The sequence below is a fragment of the Aquirufa nivalisilvae genome, from assembly GCF_003143535.1.
Lineage (GTDB): Bacteria > Bacteroidota > Bacteroidia > Cytophagales > Spirosomataceae > Aquirufa > Aquirufa nivalisilvae.
In genome coordinates this window covers 1,924,324-1,936,726 of the sequence record NZ_CP029346.1, presented here as the reverse complement: position 1 = coordinate 1,936,726, position 12,403 = coordinate 1,924,324, and the positions used below count along the sequence as shown (strand labels likewise).

The following is a 12,403-nucleotide window of genomic DNA, read 5'->3' as shown; positions in this document are numbered from 1 at the left end:
AAAACTTATTTAGCTATCGGTATAATTTTACCAATACTTCCTGACGGCTCCATGCAACCTAACCAATTAGCTAAGGTGGTAGAAATGTCACTTATGCTCGTTCTGCTACTGAGTTCTTGTGGTTTCACCTTCCAACCATAAAACAATAAGGGTACATGAGTATCATAAGCATAAAGTGTACTATGCGTTGTTCCCGTCTTACCACCCATGAACCATTGCGGTTTCAATAATATCATGAAATCGCCACTTCGAGCTGGATTGTAACCATTCGTAACCAAATCTTTATAGGGTTGAATTAAGGTACTATTAGCAACATCTTGCATATCAATGATGGTGGATGTACCCTCAATTTTAGAATAAGCTGCTAAAATAACTTGGTGTAATTTTTTACGATTGATGGCTAATTTTTCCACCAAAGAATGATCAATGTACAATTGTGAGTTTTCACTTCCAATAATTAATTTATCAGAGCCAAACTCTTTTTGCAAGGCACTTTTAGCCTCTGTTAAGGCTTTATTCGCCTCAAATACACCACCTGGCATTTTTTTCGATTGTAAGTATCCTGGAACCTCAGCCACGGCATGGTCAGCAGTTAAAAACACCAATACTCGATCTTTACCAAATTGTTTATCCAAATAGCTCAATATTTCAGCAATATCTCGGTCCAAACGTAAATACGTATCTTCCAATTCGATGGATTGTGGTCCAAAAGCGTGACCTACATAATCAGTTGAAGAAAAGCTAACTGCTAAAAAGTCAGTGTTATTGTTTTGTCCCAATTTTTCTTCCTCAATAGCCTTTAAAGCAAAATCTTTCGTAATCGAATTACCATATGGTGTAGAACGAATGATTTCTAATGGATTAGGTCCTTCTAATGCATGTGGGAAAGTAGGTGTCTTTTCCGAAGGTAGTTTTCCTTCAAAAGGCAAATTGTCTTCTGCACTTTGAACATATGTATCAATGGGATATAAGGTATTCCACCCTTGTTTGACATATTTAAGCGCTTTTTCTTCGGCATTGAATTTCTGAACCCAGCTCGGTAATTCTTTCATGTAAAACGTGGAAGTAATCCAACGGCCTTCTTTTGAATCATACCAATAAGAACCATTAGCTGTATGACCACCTGGTAAAATAGCACCACGATCTTTTAAGGCAATGGCAATGGTTTTTGAACGGAAATTTTGAGAAATACGTAATTGATCAGTAATGGTGCTGGTCCAAAGATTTTTGGGTGACATAAACCCTGTTTTACCTGTAGTTCCTACCGTAGTAACTGTACTGTCTTCTGTACAATATACCTTTTTTCCAGTGGCTACATCTGTCCAATCATTTCCAACAATGCCATGAACAGCAGGTACTGTTCCTGTATATACACTAGCATGTCCAGCGGCTGTAACAGTAGGAGCATAGTTATAATGATTATCTTGGCAGTTTAAGCCTTCTCGCATCAAGCGCTTAAAGCCATTATCGCTATATCGATCTTGATATTTATATAAATAATCATAACGCATTTGATCTACTACAATTCCTACTACCAATGCAGGTCTTTTAGCTAATGTTTTGGATTTGTTTTGAGCCCAGGTCGTACTAAAACTAAGTAGGCTAATGATCAAATAGGCAAATACTTGTGTCGTTTTTTTCATGAATAAATAGGAAAATGTGTTAATGTATTCGTTTTTTGGTGTAATAAATCTATTTCTAATAGTTTGGTTTCCAATCCATTAGTAAGCACTAAATATTTGGAGTTTATCTGTTTTTGATATTGACTAATTTGCTGCCAAGTAATTTCTGTGAGCTTAACATGAGGTGCTTTACATTCAATCACCATAAAAACAGTCCCATCCTTAGCAAATATTTGAATATCACTTCTTCTTTGTAATTGATTAACAATAATGCCTCCTTCAATTTGAATCATTCCACTCGGGTACTGCAAGTGATTCGTAATGTACTGCAAGCAGTGCTGACGCACCCATTCTTCTGGAGAAAGTAGCCTATATTTTTTGGCAATAGAGTCAAAAATATAGAGTTTTCCATCCTTTTTTTTTAATTTGTAATCATAAGGGGGAAACTGCAGCGTCAGGTCAGCTATAGGTTGCATCATAGGCCATTACACAAACTCTAAATTAATCTATTTGTAGATTAATTTCATCACGAACTAGCTCTTTTCATGAAAACTAAAGAAGAAATTGTACAAAATTGGTTACCTCGCTACACAGGTACACCCTTGGAAAAATTTGGTCAGTATATATTATTAACCAATTTCAAGAATTACGTCGATATGTTTGCACAAAAATTTGACGTAGAGATCTTAGGACAAGATCGTCCTATGCAAACGGCAACGGCAGATAATATCACCATCATTAATTTTGGAATGGGTTCTCCTATGGCAGCTACCGTGATGGATATTCTTTCTGCCATTTCTCCTAAAGCTGTATTGTTTTTGGGTAAATGTGGTGGACTGAAAAAGAACCTCGCTTTGGGAGATTTAATTCTTCCTATTGCTGCCGTTAGAGGGGAAGGTACTTCCGATGAATATATGCCCAAAGAGATACCTGCTTTACCATCTTTTCGCCTTCAACGTTCCGTTTCTTCCATGATCAAGAAACACGAAAAAGATTATTGGACAGGTTTGATTTACACCACCAATCGTCGAGTTTGGGAGCATGATGAAGAATTTAAAAAGTATTTATCAGATATCCGTGCCATGTGCATCGATATGGAAACGGCTACGATTTTTACCGTAGGATTTGTGAATAAAATTCCACGTGGAGCACTCTTGTTAGTGTCAGATAATCCGATGACTCCAGATGGAGTAAAGACAGATGTGAGTGATAAAAAAGTAACAGATAATTATGTTAATCTACACCTTCAAATAGGTATAGATGCCCTAGAAGAATTAGCATCTTCAGGTGAATCGGTTAAACACTTACGTTTCGAGTAAAATTAGTTACAGAAATCTCGGATAACTTGGAAGGAGGGATTGTATCCCAATTCTCCTGCTTTGCTTAAATCCAAACATCCTGTGGTGTCGGCTAAGGCTAATTTGATGATTCCTCTGACAAAATAAGCTTCTGAGTATTTGGCATTCAATTTTATGGCATTACTGCAATCTTGAATGGCATTACGTTGATCTCCCACATTGGATTTGGCCATGGCTCTCATGAAATAGGCATCCGCATAAATGGGATTTAAGGAAATTGCCCGGTTGTAATCTTCCATGGCTTGTTTAGGATCACCCGATTTAGATTTAGCCAAGCCTCTGTTGAAATATATTTCAGCACGTTCAGTAGTGAATTCGGCTATTTTGATTTTATCCTGAACTGAATTACGTAATTCATCTAATACTGCTTTATTCATTTTGGCCGTATAAAGAATTTTAGCATTATCTAAATTTCCCATATCCACAGCTTTGGTATAATCCTCTATGGCACCACGTTGATCTCCTAGTTTAGATTTAACAAAACCACGGCCATAGAATGCTTCTACTTTAGCAGGCTCTAATTCTAAAGCTTTGTTGAAATCTTCTAAAGCACCTTTTTCACCATTTTCTCCTCGAAAATTTTCCAATTGAGTTTTGCAAAATCCTGAATAATACCAATCATTGGCTTCATCGGGACTGATTTTTAATGCCTCATTGAAATCCTTTAAGGCATTGGCAAAATCATTTAATTTCATTTTGGCAAATCCTCTTCCAGAATAATACGTAGACCTTTTAGGGCTAATTTCAATGGCTTTGCTGTAATCCTCTATACTACTAGCAAATTCTCCTAATTTAACTTTGCAATCTCCTCTAGCTGCCAAGCATGGAGCATATTCAGGGTTTAATTCCAATGACTTATTGAAGTCAGATAAACCTCCACGGTAGTTTTCTAATTTACTTTTTGATAAGCCTCTGGAATAATAAGCAGTAGCCTCTAATGGGTTTAAGCGAATCGCTTCATTGTAATCCTGAATAGCAATCTTGTGGTTGTCTTGCTTACTATAACTTTGACCGCGAGCAATGAATGCTTCGTAATACGTGGATTTTAATTCAATTGCTTTTTCGAAATCTAAAATTGCTCCTCTGAAATCTTTTAAATTATATTTAGCAAAGCCCCTGTTATAAAATGCAATAGGATTAGGATTAGCTGTGTTTTTCTCTATTTCAATACTGAAGTTTCGCAATGCCTCAGCATAATTGCCGGTTTTGTTTTGAGTTAAACCTAATTCCATGTAATTGACACCTTCTTGAGCCAAAACTGAATTAGAAATAAGTAGTAAGCAGGCAATAGCCAGAGAAGTCCACTTCATGGTTAAATTTAAATTTATACTGTAAAAATAAGGGAAATCACTCGCTAAGAAAAATTTGAGTAAAGCCAAATACTAAAATTAGCCATAAGGTAATTAAAGCTGTTTTTTTCAAATATGGATCTATTTGTGCTGGCGTTAAACTAGGTTGTAATTTATTGGCTAATAAGGCTATAGGAATGAAGGCAGCCAGCATGGTGGAGCTTTGCATTAAAGTAGGAGGGGTTCCATGATTTAGCATGGGAAATAGACCAAAACTTAAGATGGTCAAAATGTAGAGGAATTTTTGATATAAAAATCCAGCGGTTTTACCAATGCGGACAGGAATGGAGAGTTTGCCTTGTTTTTTGTCATTTTCTAAATCACGTAAATTATTCAAATTCAACACAGCTACTGACATAAATCCACAACCTGCTGCTGGTAAAAAAGTAACAAATTTGAATTCTAATGTTTGTAAGAAATAGACTCCAACTGTACCTACTAAACCAAAAAATAGAAATACGGAAAGGTCTCCCAATCCCATATATCCATAGGGTCTTTTCCCCACGGTATAGGCAATAGCTGCAGCAATTGCCAATATTCCTAAAACTAAAAATCCAAGTATGATTTCAATACTCGCTGTTTGAAGGCTGATGTACAATAGACTGATGCCCGAAATAAACGCTAAGAGTGCACTGATATAAACGGCTTTTTTCATTTCTGAAGGACTAATGGCCCCAGTTTGAACAGCCCTTAGTGCCACTTTTCTATCGGCATTATCAATGCCATTTTGTGTATCACCCAAATCATTGGCAAAATTGGATAAAATTTGAAGCAGCAGGGTCGTAAGAATGGCTAAGGCACCAATAGTCCAAAGAAAATGACCATCTACATAGGCCAATATATTTCCTAAAATGGTACTTGCTATGGCCAATGGTAATGTGCGGGGCCTAGCGGCTTCAACCCAACGATTCATATATTTTCGTATTAATTAGAAACAAATATCCCTGAATTAGGTCATAATTCAGGGATGTAAGAAATCAATTACTTCGCTAAAGCTTGAAGGAACTCAGGACTTGTAGGTTTAATTGCCGAAGCAAAAAAGTTAACTAGTTCACCCTTTTCGTTGATGACATATTTACAGAAATTCCAGCTTGGTTCTTTTTCATTCCAACCATTACCATTTTTATCTGTAAGCCATTTGTATAAATCACATTTCCCATCGCCTTTTACCACGACTTTTTCCATCATTTGGAAACTAACACCGTAATTTTTTTGGCAAAAGCTCGCAATTTCTTCGTTGCTACCTGGTTCTTGACCCCCAAATTCATTGGCAGGGAAACCTAAGATAACAATGTCTTTATTAGCTTGATGGAATTTCTCCCAATCAGCATACTGTGGTGTATAACCACATTTAGAAGCAGTATTTAATACCACTACTTTCTTTCCTTTAAATTGGCTAAAGTCTATAACCTTGCCATCAATACCTTTCATTTTGAAATTATGAAAAGTCGGTGCTGCAACAACAGTTTCCACGTTTTCTGGGCGATTTAAAATGATGTTTTGCGTAAACGGCAATGTAAGAGCCGTTAATAAGGATCCAATTTTTACAATATTTACTAGCATAACGATAGTGATTAATATAAGTGAGAAAGTTAAAATTCGTTTCATGTTACATTCGTTCAGGAGAAACTATCCCCAATAACGAAGTTGCGTGCTGAATTGTTTTGCCCGTTAAGTCTGCCAAGGTAAGTCGAATTGTTCTAATCTCCTCGCTTTCTTCATTTAAGATGGTCAATTCATTGTAAAATTTATTGAATTGTTTTGCTAAATCAAAGGAATATTGTGCAATAATTGAAGGAGAGAAGTTTTCACATGCTTCTGCTAGTTTCGTTTTGTAGGTTCCCAACAAATAAATTAATTCTCTTTCAGATTCAGCAAAGGATATGTTCGATTGAGTTTCGCCACTTAGAGGAAAGCCTTTTTCTATGGCTTTTCTACGGATAGAGCATATTCTTGTATGTGTATATTGAATGAAAGGGCCTGTATTTCCTTGAAAATCAATGGATTCCTCCGGATTAAATAACATGCGTTTTTTAGGGTCCACTTTTAACAAAAAGTATTTTAATGCGCCCATTCCCAATTGTTGAAACAATTGATTAGACTCTTCTTCTGTGAAACCTTCTATTTTCCCTAATTCCAGGGTTCTTTCTTTGGCAGTATTTACCATTTCCTGCATCAAATCATCTGCATCCACTACCGTTCCTTCTCTTGATTTCATTTTACCACTCGGTAAATCCACCATACCATAGGATAGGTGATAATTTCCTAATGAGAAAGGTTTATTCAATTTCTTTAAAATATGAAACAAGACCTCAAAATGGTAATCTTGCTCATTACCAACCACATATATAGATTGTTGTGCTCCAAAGTCTTCATATTTTAATTGGGCAGTTCCCATATCCTGGGTGATGTACACCGAAGTTCCATCCTTTCTCAATACCAATTTCTCATCCAATCCTTCTTCCTCCAGATTAATCCAAACAGAACCATCAGGCTTTTGATAAAACACTCCTTGAGCTAATCCTTCATCAACTAATTTTTTACCTAATAAATACGTATTGGATTCGCGATAAATTTTATCAAAATCAACGCCCATTTGCTTATAACTAGCCGCAAAGCCATCCAATACCCAGGCGTTCATGGTTTCCCATAACTGGATCACAGACGGTTCTCCTTGTTCCCAAGCCAATAACATAGCCTGAGCTTGTAACATGATGGGAGCTTGTGCTTTCGCTTTTTCTGGATCAATACCAGTAGCAACTAATTGTTCAATTTCAGATTTATAAGCCTTATCAAAGGCCACATAATATTTACCTACCAAGTGGTCGCCTTTCAATCCACTGGAATCAGGTGTTTCGCCGTTGCCATATAATTGATAAGCCAACATCGACTTGCAAATATGTATGCCCCGGTCATTGACTAAATTAGTTTTAATCACCTCATAACCACCAGCTTTTAGTATTTGAGCGACTGAATAGCCCAGAAAATTGTTTCTTAAATGACCTAAATGAAGTGGCTTATTGGTATTGGGGGAGGAATATTCAATGACAATTTTCTCATTTTTAGGGGCCAATTGAAACGCCGATTTATCTAAGGCTAATTCTTGCAATAATCCATACCAAACTGAATCGTGTAAGGAAATATTCAAAAATCCTTGAACGACTTGGTAGGCTTTTACTAATTGAGGGTTGTTTTCAATTAAGAAATCACCCAAGGCTTGAGCAATTTGTGCCGGAGCCTTGCCAGCCCTTTTGGTATAAGGAAATACAACAAAAGTATAGGCTCCTTCAAATTCCTTTTTAGTTTCTTGAAGGCTGAGGTCACTTTCCTCTATTTGAAATAAGGAACTTAAACCAGCTTGAATACTTGCAATGAGTTGTACTTGTATACTCGACATACCAAAGACGAAGAAATTGTGATTAAAATGTTTGCAAAGGTAGCCAATTCAAGCTAAACATTGATTCTCGACTTAATAAAAGAGGAATTAATCTTTACCTTTGTGATATGATACAGTCCATTTACGACGACGCGGTAAAATCATTAAAATCAGGAGGAGTACTCTTATATCCTAGTGATACCATCTGGGGTTTAGGTTGTGATGCCCGGATGGATGCGTCCATTGAGAAATTGTTTGACATCAAACAAAGACCAGAAAACAAGGGTCTAATTTTGCTTATATCCAAGATTGAGCAGTTAAATGAGTACGTAGAGCAAGTGCCAGATATAGCTTGGGATTTAGTAGATTTTGCCGAAGATCCCTTAACTGTTATATATCCCAAAGGTAAAAACGTCAGTAAGCATGTGTTAGGTCCAGAAGGAACCATTGCCATTCGTTTAGTTAAAGATGAGTTTTGTAAAGGTCTTGTTTATCGATACCAAAGAGCGATTGTTTCCACTTCAGCCAACATTTCAGGAGAGCCTTCACCAGAAAACTTTGAGACTATTTCACCTATAATAAAAGGAGGAGTCGACTATATTTTACAAAACCCAAATCCTCCCAAAGGGAAAGCCAAGGCATCTAAAATTGTCAAATTAGGCTTGAATGGTGATTATACTATGATTCGTCCATGATAAAAACGGGAAAGGAAATTATTGAGAATCCAATTTTTGTTAAGATTGGAGCTGCTGCTGACCGTTTAGGATTAGATACCTATGTCATTGGAGGATATGTACGTGATGCCATTTTAGGTAGAGATAGTAAGAAAGACATTGATGTTGTTTGCATAGGCTCTGGAATCGCATTGGCGGAAGAAGTAGCCCGTGAATTTAATTTGCCTGAACACCAAGTTTCCGTTTTTAAGAACTTCGGTACAGCCATGTTGAAAGTGGACGATTGGGACTTAGAATTTGTTGGGGCGAGAAAAGAATCCTACCAACGTGATTCCAGAAAACCCATCGTGGAGGAAGGCAGTTTGGAAGATGATCAAAATCGAAGAGATTTTACCATCAATGCCATGGCAGTTCAGTTAAATTCAATGCATTGGGGTAAACTTCTAGATCCTTTTGATGGATTGAAAGACTTAGAAGCTCGAATTTTACGAACACCTCTTGAGCCAGGAATTACCTTTTCTGATGATCCATTGCGCATGATGCGCGCCATTCGTTTTGCTGCTCAGTTAGGTTTTGATATACATCCTACTACATTTGAGGCACTTCAAGTAGAGAATGTTCGCTTGGAAATTATTTCCATGGAGCGTATTTCGGAAGAATTAAACAAAATTATTCTTTGCAGAAAACCTTCCTATGGTTTTTTACTTTTAGACGCTTGTGGGATTTTACCCATCATTTTTCCTGAATTTGTTAAGCTAAAAGGGGTGGATACAGAAGAAGGAAAAGGACATAAAGATAATTTTTACCATACCCTTCAGGTTTTAGATAATATTTCTCAACACACAGACGATTTGTGGTGGCGTTGGGCTGCCATTTTACATGATATTGCCAAACCTGCCACCAAACGTTTTGATCCTAAAAAAGGTTGGACATTTCATGGACATGAAGAAATGGGAGCGAGGCAAGTACCCGCTATTTTCAAGCGATTAAAATTGCCTTTGAATGAGAAGATGAAATTAGTTCAAAAGCTCGTTCGATTGCATTTGAGGCCAATCGCATTGTCAAAAGAAGAAATTACCGATGCGGCGTTACGTCGATTGTTATTTGAGGCAGGTGAGGATTTAGAAGCATTAATGACACTTTGTAGAGCTGATATCACTTCCAAAAATGGGGATAAAGTAAAGCGTTATTTAAAGAATTTTGATAAAGTAGAAGAGAAATTGAAGGAGGTCGAAGAGAAGGATTCCTTGAGGAATTTTCAACCTGTCATTTCAGGAGAGATAATCATGCAAGTCTTTGACATTGGACCAGGAAAAGAAATTGGTTTAATCAAAGTGGCTATTCGAGAAGCAATTTTAGAAGGTCAAGTCAAAAATGATTTAGCTTCTGCCTGGGAATTTATGTTGGAAGAAGGGAAGAAACTTGGATTGAATCCCCAATTAAGTTTGACAGATTTGGCATAAAAAAAGGTCTCTACGGAGACCTTTTTCTTTTTTAAACAATATATGTAAATAATTCTTCTTTTGGCCAGCGTACTTTTTTGGCATTGACCATAAAGTCGGAAGCCTCATCACGCTCACCTATTGCCATCATTAAAACAGCATGCAATCCTTTTTCTTTGAGATTTAAAATCTCATCCACTTCGGAAGGTTTAAATCCCTCCATTGGGGTGCTATCAATTTCTAGTTTGGCAGCAGCAGCTAATGCTGTACCTAAAGCAAGGTAAACTTGTTTATCCATCCATTTAACTTGATCTTCCACAGGTCTACTAAGCAAAGAGCCTGCAATGGCATCTTTATAAGCTTTTAAGTCAGCGACGTTGACATTTCTTGTTTCGGAAACTAATTGAATGAAAGCATTAATTTTTTCAGCTGTAACTTCATTCCAAGCGGCAAAAACCAACAAATGTGAAGATTCTACAATTTGCGGTTGATTGTATGCGGCAGGTCGAATTTTCGCTTTTAATTCTTGATTTTCAATCACAAGAATTTGATATGGCTGTAAACCAAATCCTGATGCAGATAATTGAATAGCAGATAAAAGTGAATCAATTTTAGATGCGTCCACTTTTTTTCCATTCATTCTTTTGGCAGCATAGCGCCATTGCAAAGCATCTACTAAAGACATAATTTTTAGGGTATAATCGTGTGTAACAAAGCTTAGCCCTTTTAACAGGCTAAGCTTGTAAATTGTTTTATTCAGAAACTAAAGTCACCGCTAAAGAGAAATCATCAAAGATGGCTTTATCGCCAATTGATTCGAAAAATTTCTTAGAACCAAACTTGATGTCATAGTCTGTACGGTCAATCGTGATGTTAGCTTTCGCACTCACTTTGCCATTGTTTACTGCAATTTGAGCAGGAAACGAAATCGCTTTTGTGATACCTTTGATAGTCAAATTGCCACTTACTTGGTTACCAGCTACTTTGGTGATAACAAATTGGGCAGTTGGGAATTTTTCAATCTCAAAAAAGTCACCAGAAGAAATATGACCTACAAATTTCTTGTTGTACTCAGGATCAGTAATATCCTTACAAACAATAGATTTCATATCAATAGTGAAATTACCACCAGTGATCTGATTTTTATTAACTACTAATTTACCTGCTGAAATACCAATAGTACCAGTGTGCTCACCTGTTACTTTTTTTGCATTCCAAACAATGCTACTAGCTTTAGTAGAAACTGGACTTGTACTAGGAGCAGCAATAGATGTTTGAGTAAATGCCACGAAGGCTAAGGCGGAAAGAATAAAGCTTACTTTTTTCATTGTTGATTAATTTTAAAAGGGTTTTAATTGAATTTAATAGAGAAATATAAAATTGTTGATGAATTGTAATGCGTATTTAATTTCTAAAAAGGTCCAAAAGTTCATTTAGTTTGATTAAATCTTCTTGAGTCATGTGCTCAAAACGTTTAACCCACTGATTTTGAATTTCATCCAGTTGTTGAAGTAAGGCTAGTCCTTCAGGAAGAATAAGGACATCCACCGCTCTACGGTCATTCGGACACTCTCTTCTTAGGACCCATTTTTTTTCTACCAACTTATCGACCAAACGAGAAGCATTGGATGTTCGATCCAACATGCGCTCAATGATGGCTAGAACTGTCATGGGTTTTCCATTTTGACCTCTTAAAATCCGAAGTACATTGTACTGCTGCATCGATAAGTCAAAAGGCTTCAACAATTCTTGTTGTTGGTAGGCAATCCAGTTACCTGTGAAAATCACATTAACAATGGCTTTAGCCTCTTCTGAGACAAAGTTGGTTTGTTGTAATTCGTTTGCAATTCCCATATCAGTATAAATTGATGTTGCAAAATTAAATGTAATTACATTAAATACAAATGTTTTTAAATATTTTTTTTGAAAATAGGCCTACATGAATCAAAATCATGTATTTTTGATTCATGTCAAGCTCACTATCTCTCCAATATCCTCTGATTTTAGCGTCAAATTCTCCTCGTAGAAAAGAAATTTTAACGCAGGCAGGTTTCGATTTTACCATTTTGCCAGCTGATATTGACGAGTCGATTGATGCTGCTTGGCAGATAGAAGATGTGCCAGGTATTTTGGCTGAAAAGAAAGCTAAGGTTTTAGCGGAATCATGTCCGAATCAATTGATACTTGCTGCAGATACCATTGTTGTGGTGGATGGGCAAATTTTGAATAAGCCAGCAGATAAGCAGGAGGCCCGAGAGATGTTGTTGCAACTTTCAGGCAAAGATCATGAAGTTTTTACAGGAATTTCGCTCATTGGACCCAATGTAGCAGATACTCAAGTGGATCGAGCCGTAGTTTCATTTAGAAACTTGTTGGATTGGGAGATTGATTGGTACGTGAAAGGCGGCTCATCTTTGGATAAAGCTGGCGCCTATGGTGTACAAGATTTCATTGGTATGGTGGGAATCAGTCGATTAGAAGGTTCTTTTTATACCGTGATGGGTTTACCTATTCATCGAGTATACCACATGATGCAACCCTATATTCTAGAAGGTCGACAATCAATATTATCTTTTTAAAGA

13 protein-coding genes are annotated in these 12,403 nt (G+C 36.7%); 4 read left to right on the top strand and 9 right to left on the bottom strand.

The window, feature by feature from the left end; all coding sequences use genetic code 11:
* Positions 1-5 precede the first annotated feature (5 nt).
* Entirely contained in the window at positions 6-1,643 is a 1,638-nt protein-coding gene (gene pafA, locus HME7025_RS08580; protein ID WP_109323236.1) for an alkaline phosphatase PafA, read from the bottom strand.
* Complete coding sequence (locus HME7025_RS08575) at positions 1,640-2,101, bottom strand: type I restriction enzyme HsdR N-terminal domain-containing protein (RefSeq protein WP_109323235.1); 462 nt, start codon at positions 2,099-2,101, stop codon at positions 1,640-1,642. The genes pafA and HME7025_RS08575 overlap by 4 nt, the downstream gene beginning before the upstream one ends.
* A 66-nt stretch (positions 2,102-2,167) precedes the next feature.
* Here HME7025_RS08575 and HME7025_RS08570 point away from each other — a divergent pair, with 66 nt between their 5' ends.
* The gene (locus HME7025_RS08570; protein ID WP_109323234.1) at positions 2,168-2,941 is read left to right on the top strand and encodes an AMP nucleosidase; all 774 of its coding nucleotides are present in this window, start codon (positions 2,168-2,170) and stop codon (positions 2,939-2,941) included.
* A gap of 2 nt (positions 2,942-2,943) precedes the next feature.
* Here HME7025_RS08570 and HME7025_RS08565 read toward each other — a convergent pair whose 3' ends face one another.
* The 4 genes from HME7025_RS08565 to argS all read right to left on the bottom strand — a co-directional run bounded on the left by HME7025_RS08565 (position 2,944) and on the right by argS (position 7,726).
* On the bottom strand, positions 2,944-4,290 hold the full coding sequence (locus HME7025_RS08565; RefSeq protein ID WP_109323233.1) for a tetratricopeptide repeat protein: 1,347 nt from the start codon (positions 4,288-4,290) through the stop codon (positions 2,944-2,946).
* 37 nt (positions 4,291-4,327) lie between these two features.
* Positions 4,328-5,242 carry a 1,4-dihydroxy-2-naphthoate octaprenyltransferase gene (menA, locus tag HME7025_RS08560; RefSeq protein WP_109323232.1) on the bottom strand — a complete coding sequence of 305 codons (915 nt, stop codon included), beginning with the start codon at positions 5,240-5,242 and terminating at the stop codon, positions 4,328-4,330.
* Positions 5,243-5,310: 68 nt separating this feature from the next.
* A complete protein-coding gene (locus HME7025_RS08555) occupies positions 5,311-5,892 on the bottom strand; it encodes a glutathione peroxidase (RefSeq protein ID WP_226998196.1) in 582 nt (193 codons plus the stop codon).
* A 46-nt stretch (positions 5,893-5,938) separates the two neighbouring features.
* On the bottom strand, positions 5,939-7,726 hold the full coding sequence (gene argS, locus HME7025_RS08550; RefSeq protein WP_109323230.1) for an arginine--tRNA ligase: 1,788 nt from the start codon (positions 7,724-7,726) through the stop codon (positions 5,939-5,941).
* 107 nt (positions 7,727-7,833) lie between these two features.
* On the opposite strand from argS, the gene HME7025_RS08545 reads away from it, so the two are divergent.
* Both HME7025_RS08545 and HME7025_RS08540 read left to right on the top strand, forming a co-directional pair.
* Positions 7,834-8,400 carry an L-threonylcarbamoyladenylate synthase gene (locus HME7025_RS08545; protein ID WP_109323229.1) on the top strand — a complete coding sequence of 189 codons (567 nt, stop codon included), beginning with the start codon at positions 7,834-7,836 and terminating at the stop codon, positions 8,398-8,400.
* Positions 8,397-9,842 (top strand): CCA tRNA nucleotidyltransferase, encoded by a 1,446-nt coding sequence (locus HME7025_RS08540; protein ID WP_109323228.1) that lies wholly within the window; start codon positions 8,397-8,399, stop codon positions 9,840-9,842. The genes HME7025_RS08545 and HME7025_RS08540 overlap by 4 nt, the downstream gene beginning before the upstream one ends.
* Before the next feature lie 31 nt (positions 9,843-9,873).
* Here the strand turns inward: HME7025_RS08540 and HME7025_RS08535 are convergent, their stop codons facing one another.
* From HME7025_RS08535 to HME7025_RS08525, 3 genes are all read right to left on the bottom strand, one after another.
* Positions 9,874-10,506, bottom strand: coding sequence for a nitroreductase family protein (locus tag HME7025_RS08535; RefSeq protein ID WP_109323227.1), 633 nt, complete (start codon positions 10,504-10,506; stop codon positions 9,874-9,876).
* 67 nt (positions 10,507-10,573) lie between these two features.
* Complete coding sequence (locus tag HME7025_RS08530) at positions 10,574-11,149, bottom strand: YceI family protein (protein WP_109323226.1); 576 nt, start codon at positions 11,147-11,149, stop codon at positions 10,574-10,576.
* Between the two features lie 76 nt (positions 11,150-11,225).
* Complete coding sequence (locus HME7025_RS08525) at positions 11,226-11,675, bottom strand: MarR family winged helix-turn-helix transcriptional regulator (protein ID WP_109323225.1); 450 nt, start codon at positions 11,673-11,675, stop codon at positions 11,226-11,228.
* 113 nt (positions 11,676-11,788) lie between these two features.
* Between HME7025_RS08525 and HME7025_RS08520 the strand changes: the two genes are divergently transcribed.
* On the top strand, positions 11,789-12,400 hold the full coding sequence (locus HME7025_RS08520; RefSeq protein WP_109323224.1) for a Maf family protein: 612 nt from the start codon (positions 11,789-11,791) through the stop codon (positions 12,398-12,400).
* Positions 12,401-12,403 lie beyond the last annotated feature (3 nt).

Bases quoted from the DNA above. Each gene is read 5' to 3' on its own strand.
- pafA (WP_109323236.1), bottom strand. From the start codon at position 1,643: ATGAAAAAAACGACACAAGTATTTGCCTATTTGATCATTAGCCTACTT.
- HME7025_RS08575 (WP_109323235.1), bottom strand. From the start codon at position 2,101: ATGATGCAACCTATAGCTGACCTGACGCTGCAGTTTCCCCCTTATGAT.
- HME7025_RS08570 (WP_109323234.1), top strand. From the start codon at position 2,168: ATGAAAACTAAAGAAGAAATTGTACAAAATTGGTTACCTCGCTACACA.
- HME7025_RS08565 (WP_109323233.1), bottom strand. From the start codon at position 4,290: ATGAAGTGGACTTCTCTGGCTATTGCCTGCTTACTACTTATTTCTAAT.
- menA (WP_109323232.1), bottom strand. From the start codon at position 5,242: ATGAATCGTTGGGTTGAAGCCGCTAGGCCCCGCACATTACCATTGGCC.
- HME7025_RS08555 (WP_226998196.1), bottom strand. From the start codon at position 5,892: ATGCTAGTAAATATTGTAAAAATTGGATCCTTATTAACGGCTCTTACA.
- argS (WP_109323230.1), bottom strand. From the start codon at position 7,726: ATGTCGAGTATACAAGTACAACTCATTGCAAGTATTCAAGCTGGTTTA.
- HME7025_RS08545 (WP_109323229.1), top strand. From the start codon at position 7,834: ATGATACAGTCCATTTACGACGACGCGGTAAAATCATTAAAATCAGGA.
- HME7025_RS08540 (WP_109323228.1), top strand. From the start codon at position 8,397: ATGATAAAAACGGGAAAGGAAATTATTGAGAATCCAATTTTTGTTAAG.
- HME7025_RS08535 (WP_109323227.1), bottom strand. From the start codon at position 10,506: ATGTCTTTAGTAGATGCTTTGCAATGGCGCTATGCTGCCAAAAGAATG.
- HME7025_RS08530 (WP_109323226.1), bottom strand. From the start codon at position 11,149: ATGAAAAAAGTAAGCTTTATTCTTTCCGCCTTAGCCTTCGTGGCATTT.
- HME7025_RS08525 (WP_109323225.1), bottom strand. From the start codon at position 11,675: ATGGGAATTGCAAACGAATTACAACAAACCAACTTTGTCTCAGAAGAG.
- HME7025_RS08520 (WP_109323224.1), top strand. From the start codon at position 11,789: ATGTCAAGCTCACTATCTCTCCAATATCCTCTGATTTTAGCGTCAAAT.